The following is a 17229-nucleotide window of genomic DNA, read 5'->3' as shown; positions in this document are numbered from 1 at the left end:
GTTTCCTTTCTTAGCGTCGACTCTCACATCCTATTATTAACCCATGTCTTTTACTTTAATCATACGCGTAATGGATGCCCGTTCGTTTTCATCTAGTTTCATTTGAATATACTTGATGGTTTCTTGAATATTTGGAATCATCCGGTATTCTAACGCATTTACTCGACGTCTTGTAGATTCAATTTCTGTTGCCATTAATTGACATGTTTTTTCAATTTCACTCAATTTTAATAGCTTAGGCATGACCTCATTCAAGACTTCAATGGCATCATCTAATTCACTAGACGTATTTAAGTAACCATATTTGACTTCGTTGTCATTATTTTCATTGTCATCATCGTATGAGAATGACATTTTAGGTACGTCAACACTCATGATATTTTTACGGACAATTTCTAAGTTGACTTGTTTTGTTGGTAAGGCAACAATCTCTTCCATAAAGGCATCATTCATGGATGATGATGCTAATACGAAGTTACTTAATGCACCAGACAATTCTTCCTCAACCTCATTACGCAAACTGTTATTTTCTTTGATTAATTCAATAAATTGACGCATGAGTTCGTCTTGTTTATCTTTTAGTAAGTCGTAACCGTTTTGGGCAACCTTTAAACGAGCTTTTAATGTGCTCAGTTCCATCCTTGTCGGTTTGACATTTAGCGCATTTGCCATTTAAGATCACTCTCCTTCAGTTGAAGGCATGTATGTATCAATTAAATCATCTTTAATACGCGTTAATTCTGTACGAGGTAAAATAGCAAGCAATTCCCAAGCTAGGTCTAAGGTTTCTTTAATTGTACGGTTGTACTCGAATCCTTGGTCAACATATTTCTCTTCAAATGCTGTAGTAAAGGCTACATATTTCTTGTCTGTTTCAGATAAAGCTGATTCACCCAATACTTGAGAAAGCTCTTTCGCTTGCTTACCTTTTGCATAAGCGGCAAATAATTGGTTCATTGTCGCTGCATGGTCTTTACGTGTTTTACCTTCACCCGTACCTTTATCTTTTAGACGAGAAAGTGATGGCAATACGTTGATTGGTGGTTCAATACCACGTGCATCAAGATCACGATCTAGGATAATCTGACCTTCCGTAATATAACCTGTCAAGTCAGGAATTGGATGCGTAATGTCATCTTCTGGCATTGTCAAGATTGGTATTTGGGTTACTGAACCTTTAGAACCTTTGATACGACCTGCACGTTCATATAGTGTAGACAAGTTTGTATATAAGTAACCTGGATAACCACGACGTCCTGGCACTTCACGGCGAGCTGCGGATACTTCACGTAAAGCTTCACAGTAGTTGGTCATATCTGTCATAATGACCAATACTTGCATGTCTTTTTCGTATGCTAAGTATTCTGCTGCTGTCAAAGCAATTTTTGGTGTTGCTAAACGCTCAATTGAAGGGTCATCTGCTAAGTTGATAAACAATACAGAACGGTCGATGGCACCTGTTTCACGGAATGATTCCATGAAGTATTCAGCTTCTTCAAAGGTAACACCCATCGCTGCAAAGACAACAGCAAATTGGTCGTCATCCCCTAAAACAGTTGCTTGACGGGCAATTTGCGCTGCAAGCTCTTTATGTGGTAAACCTGAACCTGAGAATACAGGTAGTTTTTGACCACGTACTAATGTGTTTAGGTGATCAATCGTTGAAATACCCGTTTGAATAAATTCATCTGGATAGTCACGCGCCATAGGGTTGATCGCTTGACCGTTGATATCGCGACTTTCATCAGCAATAATTTCTGGCCCATCGTCATTGATATTACCTAATCCGTCAAACACACGCCCAATCATATCTTCAGAAACACCGAATTCTAATGGGTGTCCTTGGAAGCGGACTTTAGTGTCTTGTAGGTTAATACCCGAACCACCACCATAGATTTGTACAACTGCACGACTTTCTTCAACTTGTAACACTTGTCCGAGACGTTTTTCACCGGTTTGTAATTGTACTTCTACTAATTCATCAAAACTAATACCCTCAACATCATCTACAATCATTAAGGGACCATAAACGTCGGAGATAGATTTATACTCTTTCAACATTATGCGTAGCTACCTCCTTTCAAAATCTCTTTCATAGCTGCTTTAATTTCATCGTTGATTGCATCAATACGGTCTAATTGATCTTCTGGGATAAATTTAGAACGCACGATACTTTCGCGTAAATCGATAGTATTATCCGCAATTTCTTGATAGTATGCACCATTTTCCATGATTTGTCGTGCTTCTTTATCAAAGGTTAAAATGTTCGCTAACATTTTCTCTTGTTTCTTCGCTGATGTTGTGGTGTCAACGTCATCAAAGGCATTTTGTTGTAGGTAACCTTCACGAATCATCGCTGCGATTAATAATGTCATTTTATCTTTTTCAGATAAAGCATCTACACCAACCAATTGGACAACTTCCTGTAAACTTTCTTCTTCAGTTAGGATGTTCATCGCTTTTTGAACCCATTGTCCCCATTCAACGCCTAATTCTGCTGCTACGCCCTTGTAGATTTCTGAATCATATAAAGAGTATGAGTTTAGCCAGTTAATGGCTGGGAAATGACGTTGGCGAGATAGATTTGCATCTAGCGACCAGAATACTTTTACAACACGTAATGTATTTTGTGTTACTGGTTCTGATGTATCCCCACCTGGAGGTGAAACGGCACCAACCGCTGTAACTGAACCAGTGCGTCCTTCACTACCTAAAGTACGGACAATACCTGCACGTTCATAGTATTCAGCAATACGAGAACCTAAGTAAGCTGGGTAACCTTCGTCACCAGGCATCTCTTCAAGACGACCAGACATTTCACGAAGTGCCTCGGCCCAACGAGAAGTTGAATCGGCCATAATGGCTACTGAATAACCCATATCACGGAAATATTCAGCAATTGTGATACCTGTATAAACAGATGCTTCACGAGCCGCTACAGGCATGTTTGACGTGTTTGCAATTAATACCGTACGTTCCATGATAGATTCACCAGTTTTAGGGTCAACAAGTTCAGGGAACTCATTAATTACGTCCGTCATCTCATTACCACGTTCACCACAACCAACATAAATTACGATATCAACATCTGCATATTTAGCAATTTGGTGTTGTACAACTGTCTTACCTGCACCGAATGGCCCTGGGACTGCAGCCGCTCCACCCTTAGAAATTGGGAAGAAGGTATCGATAACACGTTGACCCGTTGTCATAATTTTATTTGGTGTGTATTTTTCTGCAAAAGGACGTCCTTGACGAACTGGCCATTTTTGCATCATTGTAAATGATTTTTCACCTTGTTCAGTTTCTAAAACATACACATTATCATTTAATGTGTAGTCACCTTCTTGAATAGATTTGACTGTACCTGATACACCGACTGGTACCATGATGCGGTGTTCAATTACTGGACCTTCTTGAACAGTACCCACAACGTCACCGCTAGTTACTTGTGTACCTACTTCAACAGTTGGGGTAAAATGCCAAACAGCTGAACGATCTAAAGCTGCGATTTGAACACCACGTTCTAAGTAATTTGATTCAGTTTCATCAATAAATTCTTGTAATGGACGCTGAATACCATCAAACATTTTAGTTAACATACCAGGTCCAAGCTCAACTGATAATGGTTGACCAGTTGTTTTTACTACTTGTCCAGGTTCAAGACCAGAAGTTTCCTCGTATACCTGAATAGAAGCCACATCTCCGTGCATTTCAAGGATTTCCCCTGTTAATTGTAGTTCGCCTACTAAACAAATATCACGAACAGCTGCATCTTCCATACCACTTGCTTTAATTAGTGGACCGGAAACTTCAATGATTTTTCCGTCTTTCAAAACTGTTCCTCCCTCTTCTTTACTATGATTTTTTAAATGAATATGTTGAGTGATTATAAAATATTTTGACCAACCGCTTTTTCAACATTGTCATTTACACGAGATTTTCCAATACCTAAGCTACCTTTATGAGAAGGAATCAAAATAATTGATGGGGTAACTTGTGTATCGTAAAAGGCAATGGTATCTGGTATTTGTTGTGCGATTGTTTCTGTCATATAAATGACGCCATAGTGATCATCTGCCATCTTCCGGATAGTCTCTCTAGCTTGTTGGCCTGAAATAACCGGATAAGCATCAAATCCAATAAGTTGAAAAGGAACAACGACGTCTTTTTCACCGACTACTCCGATTTTATAAGCCATAAATAGGTCGCATCCTTTCTTCAACATTTTTTTGATCTAGGTCATATTTCTTCGCGTTTAAAATTAATCTTAAATTCGCTACTTCGTTCTCTTTAAAATAAATATATGCCAATACAGGCATTGGTCCAAATGGTACCCAAGCTGCCTGACGAATTTCTTCGGCTTCAATTTTTTTAATTCTTTTGTCTAATTGCACCACATCAATTGGATCATTTGCACTAATACGGTCATTTAGTTTACCTGCAAATGGTAGGCTAGCAAATTTATCCAAGATACGGTTATAGTCCTTACTAGTAGCTAGATTGACTAATTCTACTTCTTCAAAAGTGCCATCATCAGATAAAACTGCTTCTAAGAACCCACGAGAACGACCTTGCTTCATACCACGAACAACCATAGATAAATTTTCCAAATCAATCATCATCAAGAGTGTGTTCGCCATGTCTTGATTATCTGAATTATCTGCAATATCTCTTAAATGACCTAAATATGATTGGTCCAATAGAATCGATATGCCATCTAGGTCATGGTATTCTTCGTAATAATCACGTGCGTACTGAACACCGGCTTTCATCACTTCCGGGAACTGGTTGCCTTCACCGGTTTGCATTAAAGTCCGTAAAGCTTCAATAGAAAATCGACCGATATTGATATACATATGTGAAAAGTCACGTTCGGTATGCCACTCTTTAAATAATACCTTCAAATTATGATAACTGTATCGCAAAGCGAATACGTCTATCACTTCATCTACAGGTGTTTCTTCATATAATCCAGCATACATTTCACGTAAATCACGTGTTAAGAACCCTTCAAAATCGTGTGTTTCCTCAACGTTTTCTGGGATATGATAGTTCGTTTTACGTAGGGCAGCAAATACTTCTTCAAGGGAGTTGGCACGTAAAAGTGCGTCATAGTCTTCTTTTGCTAGTAAACTACTTTCTTTTACACGAATGGTTGTATCCAGTTGTGCATATGTAGTATTTGGCATTGCTGTTACTCCCCTTTCTTAGAATGCTTGTTTCACTAATTTAGGTGCTAAAGTCTTTTTCTTTTGGTCAATGATAGACTCGAAAGTAAAGTTATAGTCCACTTCTTCATTACTTAAAACAAAACCAGAACGTTTGGGAATAAAGGTTTTAGCCAACTTAATAGGTTGATTTAAGGCGTTCACTTGATCCGCATCAAATTGATGTTGACTGAGTTCACCCACTGTTAAGGTTAAATTTTTAGTATCCGCTACTTGGTTTAAAGCACCTTTAATAAAGCTAGTAAATTCTTCACTAGACAACTGTTGTAGTTCAACAATTGCTTGAGTGTATACTTTTTCAAGTAAAGCTTGTTTAGCCTGTAATTTATCATTACGTAAAGCATTTAAGTAGCTTTGTTTTTGTGTCTGCAATCTTCTTGCTTCATCATTTTCAATCAGTTGCTTTTCAGCGTCAACTTGTTCATCATTGTGTGCTTTAGCTTTGTTGATTTCTTCATTCATTTCAGCTTCAAAAGCAGCTAGAGCAGCTTTTTCTTCATTTTCAGCATTCGCCAGCACTTGATTTACTAAAGTTTCAATATCTGCCATTCGACTACTCCTCCTTCTTTTGGTTTTTCTACTTGCTTAGTGATTAACCAACAGAAAGTACTAATAATAGAGAAATAACGAATGCTAAGATTGCGTAAGTTTCAACCATGATAGAGTAGATGATCGCGTTAGATACGTTTTCAGGACGTTTGGCTAAGATTTGAATACCTGCTGTTGCAGTGTGCCCTTGCCAACGTGCAGAAATTAAACCTACTAAACCAATAGGAATACCTGCTACGAAGTATTGGAATCCTTGAGTTAAGTCTAATCCTGCACCTAATTGTAAGTAAATCATAATACCAATAACGAAACCGTATAAACCTTGTGTACCTGGTAATAGTTGTAAGATTAACGTTTGTGCAAATTTTTCTGGTTGATCTTTAACTAAGGCAGCTGCAGCCGCACCGGTTTCACCAACACCACGAGCAGAACCCATACCAGAGAATATAACTGCTACTGCGATTCCGGCCATAGCAAAAATTGGGCCGCCGTTTTCCACAAAAAATTCAATCCATGTATTCATTATTTAAAAACCTCCATTTTTTTGTCTTCTAATTAATTTTCTTCTACATCTTTAAGAGAAACAAATTCCTGTAGTGTACGGATCGGTTTAAACGCCTGACCGCCACCTTCATAAAACTTACCAAAGAACTCAACGAATACTAAACGCATACTATGCACGTAAGCAGATAGTAATGATAAGAACATGTTAAATAATTGTAAGGCAATAATCATTAAAATACCCGCTGTAAAACGAACCGGTACTGGCAAGATAGTGAACAAGATATTAAAGGACATGGCGATAGCGCCCCCTGAGATACCTAAGGCCATTAGACGAGTATAGGATACGAAGTCCCCAACATATGAAGATACACCGTATAAATTATACAAACCAACGACTCCACCAACTGCCTTATTATTACTCGTGAACATAGGCACCAAGATGATACCTGCAGCTGCTACGATAGCTAACCATTTAGCGACTGTAATCAGACTACCTATACTGAAAACAAAACCAGCAATACCGATAGCCAGCGCAATGAGTAATGCTAACCAACCAACACCATCATTATAGGCTGCTGCATAGTCTTTTCGACTAAGCTGTAATCTGATATTTAAGCACAAACCGACAAAAATATGTATATAACCAATAGCTAATGAAATCACCATTAAAACTAGGGCATCATCAGTTGGATTGATCAGGTTAAATGGTAAAGATTCACCAAATATAGACCCATAAGCTAAACCAATCAACATTGTTGGATACGATAAGATGTGTCCAAATTTCACAAATCGTTTGGTGCCTTTACGTAAGTCCATTACCTTTAAAGCAAATAGTGTACCAATCCAAAGTAATAAACCATAACCGAAGTCCCCCATCATCATAGCGAAGAATAACATGTAGAAACCGGCTACCCAGTTGGTTGGATCCTTCTCTCTATAGTTTGGTAATGAATACATTTCAGTAATCATTTCAAATGGTTCTACTATAGAAGCGTTATGCAGCTTAATTGGTACTTCGTCTTCTTTCACTTCTTGCTCAGTAGTTTCTTCTAAAATAAGCGCTAATGCGTCTGCATCAAAGTTTTCTTCTAGAACTGCTTGCAAGTTTTCAACTTGCGATTCTTCAACCCAACCACTAAATAAGGATAATTGTTGGTTATCATATGAAAGCTGTGCTGCATTTGCACGTTGACTGCGGTTAAAAAATTCTTCAACTGCCAGCTGGATAGTCGCTTTTGATCCTTGCATGTCTTTTAAGTCTTTCACAACAGCTTCCTCATCTTTAATCAGTTGCTTACGCTCTTTTTCTAATGATTGGAAGGTTTCTTCAGGTGTTTGTTCGTAATTAAATTCCACTTCACTAAAGTAGTTTTCTAGAAGACTAGCTTGCAAGTTATCGTTATGCCCTGGTAAAGCAACAATTGCTACACCAATTTCATTTTCATTTGCAAAAACTTCTTCAACTGCTACATTTTCCAAGGCTTTTAACTGCTGCCAGTGGTAGCGATTTTCGTCGTTTGGAATTGTCCCTAAACGAACATCGAATAAGTTTAATTCTTTAAGTGTCTTAGGTTCGACATCTAAGGCCCGCCATTTGGCAATGGTCGTTTGTTCATCTTCCACACGTTGACGTTGGTCCTGTATGTCGTTACGCTTTTGTTTTAAGCCTTCGACTTGTTCAATCAATTCTAAAGCTTTTGCTTCATCTACAGATCGATGTAATTCATCCATAGTCATTTGTGGTCGTTTGGCGGTGATTTTATCTTTTAAGGATACCTTTTGTTGGTATTGACTTAGATAATTTAGTACTTCTCGTCCACGTTCATAAATGACTTGGTAATCTCGATCATTTTGGTAGTTATTATTGAAGGTAAAGTCTTGGCCGGTTACCTTTAAAGAAAGATCACTAACTTGTATATTTTGCATCGTTTGTAAGGTATATAACAATTGTTCTTTATTATTTGGTGCCGTTACAATCGATACTTTTTGCATCTTAGCGATTGCCATAGCTATTTTTCACCTCCTCAATTACAAGTGAGACTAAAGTTGGCAAAGCGCTTTGAAATTGATGCTCAATTTCCTGAATCTCTTGATCATTCTTCGCTTTTTCTTCAGATCTGTAAGCTTGTAAAACTTTTTCATTTTCGGCACGCCTTGCATTTTTGTAGTCTTTCAAGATGGCTTCTTTTTCAGACGCCATTTGATTTAATTTGCGATTTTTGTCTTCTAATAAACTTTCTCGCTTATTTGCATATTGATCACTTAATGCTTGCGTCGCTTTTTCTGTATCGACTATTTGTGCTAACGTTTTGCTGGACACCACATTCACCCCCTAAAAGTGTTATAACAAGTTAATTATAACAAAGAAACCGCTTTTTTTAAAATCTAAACGCTAAATAAATTGCCTAATAACCGCATGCATATTTTTGCTATATAAATCAGTTTTCGGGTTTTGGTTTGCGACTTGCATTTTTGCGTTTCTTGCGTAAATCAATAAAAAACTCCTGTAAAAGTGCTTTACATTCCTCAAGCAACATACCGCCAGTTACTTCAACTTGATGATTAAATCTTGAATCATCAAGTAAGTTCATTAAAGTACCTGCTGTACCACCTTTGTTATCATAAGCACCAAAATAAACATGTTTGATACGGCTTTGCATCATCGCTCCCGAGCACATAGGACAAGGTTCTAACGTTACATACAAATCTGCATCAGCTAATCTCCAAGAGCCTAGGTGCCTATTTGCTTCTTGAATGGCCAACATTTCTGCGTGCGTTGTAGCATCTTGGCTTGTCTCCCGTAGATTATGACCACGACCTATAATTTCACCCTGATAGACGACCACAGCACCTATAGGCACTTCGCCAATAGCTGCCGCTTTCTTAGCCTCAGCAATTGCTGCCTGCATAAAAGTGAACTGTTCCTTTGAAAACTCATTAATTCCTGACGCTATTTCATCTGACATCCTACACCTCTTTCACTTCTAAAATCCCTTACAATTATACCATTACCAAGGCTTACAACCAATGTCTAACATCTTCAGACCCCTATGCATGATAACTTTCTTCCTATTAACTATAGCGTATAAAAAAATTTTATTTTGAGCGTTTTAACTTGATTTGAAATCGCTATCATTATATAATTCTTCATATAGAAACTTGTATAGACAAGTTTGTTATTATTGCTTTTATTTCACCATAAGTTTTTACACTAGAGGAGGAAGAACAATGAGTGATTTCACACAAGATGCCAAATCTTTATTAAATGATATCGGCGGAAAGGAAAATATCAACGCTGTTACCCATTGTGCAACACGGATGCGTTTTGTACTAAATGACCCTAAACAAGCAGATATCGATGCAATTGAAGATATCCCTTCTGTTAAAGGAACATTTACACAATCAGGTCAATTTCAGGTAATTATCGGAAATAAAGTAGCCGATTTTTACAATGCATTTGAAAAAATTTCAGGTATTTCTGGTACGTCAAAAGAGGCTGTAAAAGCAGCGGCTGCCGACCAGCAACAAAATTGGCTACAAAAAGCAATGACTTTCTTAGCTGAAGTATTCACACCGATTATTCCAGCGATTATCGTTGGGGGGCTTATTTTAGGTTTCCGTAATGTACTTGAAGGTGTGCCTATGGAGGCCTTGGGTCCAAAAATTGTTGATGGGGTTGCACAAACCCTGGGTGATGGTACACCACAATATAATACAATTGTTGACGTTTCACCTTTCTGGGCCGGCGTTAATAGTTTCCTCTGGTTACCAGGTGAAGCGATTTTCCACTTCTTACCAGTTGGCATTACATGGTCTGTAACCCGTAAAATGGGTACTACACAAATTCTTGGTATCGTATTAGGGATTACGCTAGTTTCACCACAATTATTAAATGCTTACGCTGCACCAGATGCTATCTTAGCTGGTGATGTACCACAATGGGACTTTGGTTTCTTCCAATTAGATATGATTGGTTACCAAGCACAAGTATTACCAGCCATGTTCGCAGGTTTATCCTTGGCTTGGCTTGAAAAATTCTGGCGTAAATATATCCCAGAAGTGATTTCTATGATTTTTGTCCCTTTCCTATCACTAGTACCTGCAATTATTTTGGCGCACACAGTGTTAGGTCCAATCGGATGGACAATTGGTACATGGATTGGTAACGTCGTCTACGCAGGTTTAACTGGACCAGTTTCTTGGTTGTTTGGTTTAATCTTTGGTGCGCTATACTCACCACTTGTCATTACAGGTTTACACCACATGACCAACGCCATCGACACACAATTAGTTGCTGACTTTGGCGGAACAGGGTTATGGCCGATGATTGCCCTATCAAACATTGCCCAAGCTTCTGCCGTTATGGCTATTTGGTGGACAACCCGTCACGATGAGAAAGAAAGTCAAATCACCCTGCCATCAGCCATTTCAGCTTACTTAGGTGTAACTGAACCTGCAATGTTTGGGGTAACGATTAAATATGTCTATCCATTTGTTGCAGCGATGATCGGTTCAGGTTTAGCGGGATTACTATCTACAACAGTTGGTATAACAGCAAATGCCATTGGTGTCGGTGGTCTACCAGGTATCTTAGCCATTCAATTCCCATACTGGATTTGGTTCATTATCGCGATGTTAATCGCAATCGTCGTACCATTTACATTGACGATTATCTTTAAGAAAACTGGTTTCTTAGCAAACAATAAGATTGATTTGAATATCAAATTCTAGCATTAGCCAGATCGATTCAAGTTTCACGCTCGTCTTGGACACCCTAGGCGAGCTTTTTTCAAAAAAGGAGGAAGACAAGATGACAAATGATTTAGGAAAAAAAGTAATTTATCAAATTTATCCAAAATCTTTTAATGATACAGATGGCGATGGTTTGGGTGATCTTAGAGGCATCATTGAAAAATTAGACTATCTAGAAAAGCTCGGTATCGATATGATTTGGATGAACCCATTCTACCCCTCACCACAAAATGATAATGGTTATGATATTTCAGATTACACGGCGATTGACCCTCGGTTTGGATCTATGGCTGACTTTGAAGAGCTTGCTCGTGAAGGTAAAAAACGGGGTATCGACTTGATGTTAGATATGCCTTTAAACCACACCTCTACTGAACATGAATGGTTCCAAAAGGCCTTAGCCGGAGATCCCTATTACCAAGATTTCTACTATATTCGTTCCGCTAAAGAAGACGGGTCATTGCCAACTAATTGGGCATCTAAATTCGGTGGACCTGCTTGGGCGCCTTTTGGTGATACCAATCAATATTACATGCACCTATATGATGTGACGCAAGCCGATTTAAATTGGCATAACCCGAAAGTGCGTGAAGCCTTATTCGATATCGTCCGCTTTTGGATTGATAAAGGCGTTCGTGGTATCCGTTTTGACGTGATGAATGTCATAGGTAAAAGTGAAGTCCTCGAAGACTCAACTGGTGGTCCTGGTTCTACCCAAGAGAAACGTTTATATACTGATACTGAAAATTCGCATACTTGGATTCAAGAAATGGCCCAATCTACTTTTAATGATATTGAAGGCTTTGTCACAGTAGGGGAAATGTCTTCTACAACAATTGAAGACGGCGTTCGCTACACTAATCCAGAGGAAGAAAAATTATCCATGATCTTCTCCTTCCATCATTTAAAAGTCGACTATAAAGACGGTGAGAAATGGTCTAAAGTAGCCTTTGATTTCCAATCATTAAAGGATATTTTAAATGATTGGCAAAAAGGGATGTCAGATGCTAATGGTTGGAATGCACTATTTTGGAATAATCATGACCAACCACGTGCCAACTCTCGCTTTGGTGACACAGAAAATTATCCTTTTGAAACGACAACCATGCTAGCCCAAACAATTCATATGATGCGGGGGACGCCGTATATCTTTGAAGGGGAAGAAATCGGTATGACAAATCCTGATTTTGATGATATCAATGACTACAATGATATTGAAACCTTCAATAACTACCAAATCTTACTAGATAAAGGCCTATCTAAAGAAGAGGCCATGGACATCATTAAGTTTAAATCACGTGATACTAGCCGTACGCCAATGCAATGGGATGATTCAGAAAATGCTGGTTTCACTACCGGTACACCATGGTTAAAAGTTGCCGACAATTATAAGGACATCAATGTTGCTAAGGAATTAGAGAACGGTAAAATATTCCCTTACTACCAAAAATTAATTGCCTTACGTCATAAACTACCTATCATCCAAGACGGTGCTTATCATGAATTACTACCCGACCACCCAGAAGTACTCGCTTACTACCGGACTTATGGTGACCAAATCTTGTATGTCTTCTCACACTTCTACCCAGGTACCAGTCAAGTTGACCTACCTGAAAGTGTTGATTTAACTCGTGACTATGAGAAATTATTGGGTAATGGACAAATAGAACAAATGACTGCCTCATTCGAGCTAGGCCCTTATGAAACAGTCGCATTCTTATCAAAATAATGTATGGATAAATAAAAGCAAAAATTATATAACGTAAAAATAACAGGTGAGTGGATCTACGACTCACCTGTTATTTGTATAACTTACGTAATATTTAATTCTACTAGGGATATCCCTTTAGTATCTAATGATGATCAACTTTATCTTTTCTATTTCTAGGTTTTGAAAATAACAGTGCAAGAATATAGTAAATGACAACTAACGTAATGAAATAAACCGGAAAATAGTCAAATTTAACTGGACCGATATATCCAGCAGGAAAAGCCACAGCGATAATAAGTTTAAACGTAAACCCTTGAAACATGATTTCATTGATTTGTAATACCACTCGTTCAATTGTATCAGCAATCTCACAACTTGACTTAGATAATTTAATTTTCATCCTCATCTATTTTAGTATCTGGTGCAGTCGTCACATCTTCCTCATCATAAGGAAAAGCGATAAAGCGACTAATATCTTCTTTAGTCATATCAGTATCCATTTCATTCATAACAGTGGTATAGACTTGTCCTTCAATATATATAAGTGCTGGTTGATCTTCTAGCTGGTAGTCTGTTAGCAATTTATTGTAGGCATCTGTATCTTCTGACGGATTTAGGATGTAAGTATAACCTTCACCCTCAGGATAAACGTCAGTAAGCTGGTCCCCTATCATGTCATAGGTTTCTAAAATTGTCCGTTCAATTTGATTATTCTCTTCATCAGAAGCACCGGGTACAAAGACGAAGAAACTATCTCCTGCTGCAATCTTTTCTTCAATCTCATTTATGGTAATGAATTCAATTTCTGTGTCATTACCTTCCTCATCACTTGTAGAAAACGATTGACTACTTACTTGCTTATCGCTAGTGGAGATTTCTGAACGGTCATTGGCAGTAGATGTTGTATTGGTATCTTGTTCATTATTACTGGTATTCGCACACCCCGACACTAAAATACTAGCGATCAATAACATTGCGTATTTTTTCAACATGAAATCACCCCCTTATCTTTATTGTACCAATCAAAATATCATTTCCTTAGTCATATGTTAAAAAACAATAGCTAATCATAAAACAAAAAGTGCCCTCAACTTCACCATGTACGATTAATTGAGGGCACTTTTTAATGATTTACATGCAATCGCATTGATTAATGCGTAGTTCGTCTTGCAAATTCTTCAAATCTAAATTTATCAATACGGTGGTGGGAAGAAGTATATTGGAAGAAGGTAGCATCTTCTAAGTAAACATGACTATTCACTTGAATAATATATTCATCTGGCCCAATGCTCATTTCTTTTTGATCAATATCATCCGCCAGTTTAGCAACAATTTCTTTATTGGCGAAGGAGATCTGCAAGTTCAGTTCTTGTTCAAAGTATTGGTAAATAGATACTTCCGCTATAGCATCCGGTACACCGTCTGGAATAACAGATACACGAAGATAGTCATGGTCAATAATAACGGTTTCTCCCGCCATCTCACGCGAACGAATGAGATAGATAAAGGGTTCACCTGCCTCAACCCCATCTTCACCGACAAGAAAATCAGGTGCTGGAATCTGTTTATTCATTAGCACGCGAGTAGCAGTCTGAAACTGTTTTGACTCTTGCAGTTCCTTGTATGAAGTTAGACCAGATATCGGAAAAGAAAATCGAGCGAAGTCGAGCACAATTGCCCCTTTCCCTTGTTGTTTTTGGATAAATCCCGTATCCTCTAATCTTTTTTGCGCTTTACGAATGGTTTCGCGTGATACACCGTAATGCTTGGCCAAGTCATTTTCACTGGGCAGTAATCTTCCTACAGGGTAAAAACCTTGTAGGATTTTTTCTTGAATATCAGCGGAAATAAATTCAAACTTATATATTTCCCTCACCTACTTATCTAGCTTAATTATGTGTGCCCTTTTTGTTCGTAATCAATTGAGCATCTCTAGGTATTGATCGTATTTATCTTCACCAAATAAAGTCGTGATAATATGCCCTTTATAGGCTTCAAGATCAATATCCATTGCGATATAGACATTCTTTGCCCTATCTGTTCGTTCATCAAAGTCAATGACCGTTTGCCCATATGTATATTCACCTTTAGTTTCAATAACCAAATTGGTATGGTAAACCTCAGTTAGGATCTCTGGGTGTAGATAACCAACAACTGCTACGAGGTCATGGATAACGATGCCAATTTTCCCCTTATTTTCAAATGAATTGAGGACATAATCATCGAACATCTCACGAATCATACCCCCTAATTTTCCACCAGCTTGACGGATGAATTCTAAGTCATTCATGTCGAGTAAGGATAGTCTGGTAACATCTAAACCAACCATCGTGATAGGCACACATTCACCCAGTGCCTCAAAGACGATATCTACTGAAACGGGGTCAAACCAGTAGTTAAATTCTGCAACTGGGTTGGTATTCCCATCAAAAGCAGCGCCACCCATAGTCATGATTGAACGGACTTGTTTCATGGTCTCCAAATCTTTTTCAACTGCTAAAGCGATATTCGTCAGTGGTCCTAATGTGATTAAATCAATTTCACCGGGATGTGCCTTCACTTGTTCCAAAATGAAATCCACAGCATGTTGGTCTTGAATCAGCGCTTCATCATAAGGAAAGTCAACGCCTCCCATTCCGTTTGATCCATGAATATTTCCAGTGGCATTCTCTCTTGGTGGTTTATCCTCTTTTAGAGAAGTATAATCATTATCTGCACCAGGATAAACTTTCACGCGACCATCAAAATAAGTAGATACACGAACGGCATTCGTGGTTGTCATCTCTAATCCTTTATTTCCAGCAACCGTCGTAAACCCTAAAATTTCCAAACTATCATCTGACAAAGCTGTCATTAAAGCGGCTGCATCATCAATTCCTGGGTCAGTATCGATAATTACCTTACGTTTGTCCATGAAAATTCCCCCTATATCTGAACGCTATATACAAGTGCATTGTATCATGTAAGCGGTTTAAAATATAATATTTTCTCCTTGAAAAAGGGAAAAACTTCATCGAGCTAACGGTTTTGTTTAAATTGCGCTACTACTTGAATATGCGTCGATAATGCTTTTAAGATCTTCTCTAACGCTTCTAAGTCACCAATCATATTACTTGGGTCTGCTTCAATAAAGAAACCATAACGGAAGGGTTTCATTGGAATTGGACGGGCATTTAACCCCTCCAAGTTAATGCGGTAAACATCTAACACTTGAAGTAATTTTGCTAAAGCACCTGGTTCGTGCGGTGTTTCAATATATAACATTAATTTATCATGGGTATTGGTCATATCAATTTGGTCGTAACGTTCAAATACTAAAAAGCGGGTCATATTACCAGATTCATCATACGCTGCTGGTTCTAAAGCTTGCAAGCCGTGTAATTCGCCTGCTCGCGGACTGGCAATTGCTGCGATAGTGGCGTCATTCTCCTGGACAATATATTCCGCTGAAACAGCGGTATCAATGTAAGCTACAGGATCCATATTAGGATAGCGGTCGAATAATAATTTACACTGTGACAGGGCTTCTGGATGAGAGTAAACCTTTTGAACCTTTTGAATATCAGCACCAGGCAAGCCCCATAGAACATGGTTGACCGGTTGGTAATGTTCATATTTTGCTAAAACGGGTTGGTAACGGATGATGTCCATTGTTCGAGCAATTAACCCTGTTGTCGAATTCTCAATTGGCATGACAATTCGGTCTACTCTTTCAGCCACTAAGTCATCTACCATCGGTTGGAAGTCGTCATAAGAAATAATTTCCAATCGTTCATCATCAATTTCTACATGCAATTGTTCATTTACAAAGGCAATTGTTGCTGCCTCACTATAAGCCCCCGGTATGCCTTGATAACCAATTCTCATCATTATTTCACCCTTCTTTTTAAAATCTCATATTCATAAGTTTACCAGTTTCAACGACTCATGTCATTCCAGGGAAAATAAAAAAATACCCCCAACCACTATTACACATAGCAGTTAGAGGCACTTATGTTCATTCTATTTTGTAAATGATTTTGCTTGGCCTACAGCATAGTCATAGGCATCTGCTGCTGAATCTTTTACCCGATCGCTGAATGAGCGGTTTGGTAAAAATGATACATCATCAGCACGACGAGCTAAGTCACGACGCGTATGGCGTAATTGACGACCAGCATCATCGATGAAATCACTGATTACTGAGTTTTTGTCTTCTTGGTATAATGCGACAGCGGCAATACCTGCGATTGCAGCAATTGCACCTAAAGCAATTAAGCCTTTTTTAGTTGATTGTTCCATGATATCACTCCCCATAATTATTATACACATTATAGCATATTCACTATACCAGCGAAAACAATATGACAACTAGTCAAAGCATATTTTATGCCTAAGTACTATCCCTTTTTGATGGCTGCCCCTAATCCACCACCATTAAAAGGCGTTCTAAAAGCAAATAAAAAAGAGACTGGGACAAAAATATCTCAGCCTCTCTTTGCT

Annotated in this window: 18 protein-coding genes; 2 read left to right on the top strand and 16 right to left on the bottom strand. The window is 38.3% G+C overall.

Annotated elements, in window-relative coordinates; all coding sequences use genetic code 11:
* Positions 1-36 precede the first annotated feature (36 nt).
* From HMPREF3116_RS01845 to tadA, 10 genes are all read right to left on the bottom strand, one after another.
* Positions 37-672, bottom strand: a complete 636-nt coding sequence (locus HMPREF3116_RS01845) for a V-type ATP synthase subunit D (RefSeq protein WP_070467311.1) — start codon at positions 670-672, stop codon at positions 37-39.
* A gap of 6 nt (positions 673-678) precedes the next feature.
* Positions 679-2061 carry a V-type ATP synthase subunit B gene (locus HMPREF3116_RS01840; protein WP_070467309.1) on the bottom strand — a complete coding sequence of 461 codons (1383 nt, stop codon included), beginning with the start codon at positions 2059-2061 and terminating at the stop codon, positions 679-681.
* Entirely contained in the window at positions 2061-3836 is a 1776-nt protein-coding gene (locus HMPREF3116_RS01835) for a V-type ATP synthase subunit A (RefSeq protein WP_070467308.1), read from the bottom strand. The genes HMPREF3116_RS01840 and HMPREF3116_RS01835 overlap by 1 nt, the downstream gene beginning before the upstream one ends.
* Positions 3837-3889: 53 nt before the next feature.
* Entirely contained in the window at positions 3890-4201 is a 312-nt protein-coding gene (locus HMPREF3116_RS01830; RefSeq protein WP_070467306.1) for a V-type ATP synthase subunit F, read from the bottom strand.
* Positions 4191-5192, bottom strand: a complete 1002-nt coding sequence (locus HMPREF3116_RS01825; RefSeq protein ID WP_070467304.1) for a V-type ATPase subunit — start codon at positions 5190-5192, stop codon at positions 4191-4193. The genes HMPREF3116_RS01830 and HMPREF3116_RS01825 overlap by 11 nt, the downstream gene beginning before the upstream one ends.
* Before the next feature lie 18 nt (positions 5193-5210).
* Positions 5211-5780, bottom strand: a complete 570-nt coding sequence (locus tag HMPREF3116_RS01820; RefSeq protein ID WP_070467303.1) for a V-type ATP synthase subunit E — start codon at positions 5778-5780, stop codon at positions 5211-5213.
* A 43-nt stretch (positions 5781-5823) separates the two neighbouring features.
* A complete protein-coding gene (locus HMPREF3116_RS01815; RefSeq protein WP_070467301.1) occupies positions 5824-6303 on the bottom strand; it encodes a V-type ATP synthase subunit K in 480 nt (159 codons plus the stop codon).
* A 32-nt stretch (positions 6304-6335) separates the two neighbouring features.
* Positions 6336-8291: a V-type ATP synthase subunit I gene (locus HMPREF3116_RS01810; RefSeq protein ID WP_070467299.1), complete on the bottom strand. Its 1956-nt coding sequence runs from the start codon at positions 8289-8291 to the stop codon at positions 6336-6338.
* Positions 8278-8604, bottom strand: a complete 327-nt coding sequence (locus HMPREF3116_RS01805) for a hypothetical protein (RefSeq protein ID WP_246819015.1) — start codon at positions 8602-8604, stop codon at positions 8278-8280. Before HMPREF3116_RS01805 ends, HMPREF3116_RS01810 begins: the two co-directional genes overlap by 14 nt.
* Positions 8605-8722: 118 nt before the next feature.
* A complete protein-coding gene (tadA, locus tag HMPREF3116_RS01800) occupies positions 8723-9250 on the bottom strand; it encodes a tRNA adenosine(34) deaminase TadA (protein ID WP_070467295.1) in 528 nt (175 codons plus the stop codon).
* 262 nt (positions 9251-9512) lie between these two features.
* On the opposite strand from tadA, the gene treP reads away from it, so the two are divergent.
* Both treP and treC read left to right on the top strand, forming a co-directional pair.
* The gene (treP, locus tag HMPREF3116_RS01795) at positions 9513-11015 is read left to right on the top strand and encodes a PTS system trehalose-specific EIIBC component (RefSeq protein ID WP_070467292.1); all 1503 of its coding nucleotides are present in this window, start codon (positions 9513-9515) and stop codon (positions 11013-11015) included.
* Between the two features lie 79 nt (positions 11016-11094).
* Entirely contained in the window at positions 11095-12765 is a 1671-nt protein-coding gene (gene treC / locus HMPREF3116_RS01790) for an alpha,alpha-phosphotrehalase (protein WP_070467290.1), read from the top strand.
* A 124-nt stretch (positions 12766-12889) separates the two neighbouring features.
* Here the strand turns inward: treC and HMPREF3116_RS01785 are convergent, their stop codons facing one another.
* From HMPREF3116_RS01785 to HMPREF3116_RS01760, 6 genes are all read right to left on the bottom strand, one after another.
* Positions 12890-13147: a hypothetical protein gene (locus HMPREF3116_RS01785; protein WP_070467288.1), complete on the bottom strand. Its 258-nt coding sequence runs from the start codon at positions 13145-13147 to the stop codon at positions 12890-12892.
* A complete protein-coding gene (locus HMPREF3116_RS01780; protein WP_070467286.1) occupies positions 13137-13739 on the bottom strand; it encodes a hypothetical protein in 603 nt (200 codons plus the stop codon). Before HMPREF3116_RS01780 ends, HMPREF3116_RS01785 begins: the two co-directional genes overlap by 11 nt.
* Positions 13740-13897: 158 nt before the next feature.
* Positions 13898-14614 (bottom strand): trehalose operon repressor, encoded by a 717-nt coding sequence (treR, locus tag HMPREF3116_RS01775; protein ID WP_070467313.1) that lies wholly within the window; start codon positions 14612-14614, stop codon positions 13898-13900.
* 51 nt (positions 14615-14665) lie between these two features.
* On the bottom strand, positions 14666-15661 hold the full coding sequence (locus HMPREF3116_RS01770) for a nucleoside hydrolase (RefSeq protein ID WP_070467285.1): 996 nt from the start codon (positions 15659-15661) through the stop codon (positions 14666-14668).
* A 104-nt stretch (positions 15662-15765) separates the two neighbouring features.
* Positions 15766-16617 (bottom strand): prephenate dehydratase, encoded by an 852-nt coding sequence (locus HMPREF3116_RS01765; RefSeq protein ID WP_070467283.1) that lies wholly within the window; start codon positions 16615-16617, stop codon positions 15766-15768.
* A gap of 132 nt (positions 16618-16749) precedes the next feature.
* Positions 16750-17028 (bottom strand): arginyl-tRNA synthetase, encoded by a 279-nt coding sequence (locus HMPREF3116_RS01760; RefSeq protein ID WP_246819014.1) that lies wholly within the window; start codon positions 17026-17028, stop codon positions 16750-16752.
* Positions 17029-17229 lie beyond the last annotated feature (201 nt).

The sequence above is a fragment of the Aerococcus sp. HMSC10H05 genome (assembly GCF_001806975.1).
GTDB classification, from domain to species: Bacteria; Bacillota; Bacilli; order Lactobacillales; family Aerococcaceae; genus Aerococcus; species Aerococcus viridans_B.
This window is presented reverse-complemented; position numbering and strand designations above follow the sequence as displayed.

What these genes read in the sequence shown, in the direction of transcription:
- HMPREF3116_RS01845 (WP_070467311.1), bottom strand. Translation starts at nt 672, where the DNA reads ATGGCAAATGCGCTAAATGTCAAACCGACAAGGATGGAACTGAGCACA.
- HMPREF3116_RS01840 (WP_070467309.1), bottom strand. Translation starts at nt 2,061, where the DNA reads ATGTTGAAAGAGTATAAATCTATCTCCGACGTTTATGGTCCCTTAATG.
- HMPREF3116_RS01830 (WP_070467306.1), bottom strand. Translation starts at nt 4,201, where the DNA reads ATGGCTTATAAAATCGGAGTAGTCGGTGAAAAAGACGTCGTTGTTCCT.
- HMPREF3116_RS01825 (WP_070467304.1), bottom strand. Translation starts at nt 5,192, where the DNA reads ATGCCAAATACTACATATGCACAACTGGATACAACCATTCGTGTAAAA.
- HMPREF3116_RS01820 (WP_070467303.1), bottom strand. Translation starts at nt 5,780, where the DNA reads ATGGCAGATATTGAAACTTTAGTAAATCAAGTGCTGGCGAATGCTGAA.
- HMPREF3116_RS01815 (WP_070467301.1), bottom strand. Translation starts at nt 6,303, where the DNA reads ATGAATACATGGATTGAATTTTTTGTGGAAAACGGCGGCCCAATTTTT.
- HMPREF3116_RS01810 (WP_070467299.1), bottom strand. Translation starts at nt 8,291, where the DNA reads ATGGCAATCGCTAAGATGCAAAAAGTATCGATTGTAACGGCACCAAAT.
- tadA (WP_070467295.1), bottom strand. Translation starts at nt 9,250, where the DNA reads ATGTCAGATGAAATAGCGTCAGGAATTAATGAGTTTTCAAAGGAACAG.
- treP (WP_070467292.1), top strand. Translation starts at nt 9,513, where the DNA reads ATGAGTGATTTCACACAAGATGCCAAATCTTTATTAAATGATATCGGC.
- treC (WP_070467290.1), top strand. Translation starts at nt 11,095, where the DNA reads ATGACAAATGATTTAGGAAAAAAAGTAATTTATCAAATTTATCCAAAA.
- HMPREF3116_RS01785 (WP_070467288.1), bottom strand. Translation starts at nt 13,147, where the DNA reads ATGAAAATTAAATTATCTAAGTCAAGTTGTGAGATTGCTGATACAATT.
- HMPREF3116_RS01780 (WP_070467286.1), bottom strand. Translation starts at nt 13,739, where the DNA reads ATGTTGAAAAAATACGCAATGTTATTGATCGCTAGTATTTTAGTGTCG.
- HMPREF3116_RS01770 (WP_070467285.1), bottom strand. Translation starts at nt 15,661, where the DNA reads ATGGACAAACGTAAGGTAATTATCGATACTGACCCAGGAATTGATGAT.
- HMPREF3116_RS01765 (WP_070467283.1), bottom strand. Translation starts at nt 16,617, where the DNA reads ATGATGAGAATTGGTTATCAAGGCATACCGGGGGCTTATAGTGAGGCA.
- HMPREF3116_RS01760 (WP_246819014.1), bottom strand. Translation starts at nt 17,028, where the DNA reads ATGGAACAATCAACTAAAAAAGGCTTAATTGCTTTAGGTGCAATTGCT.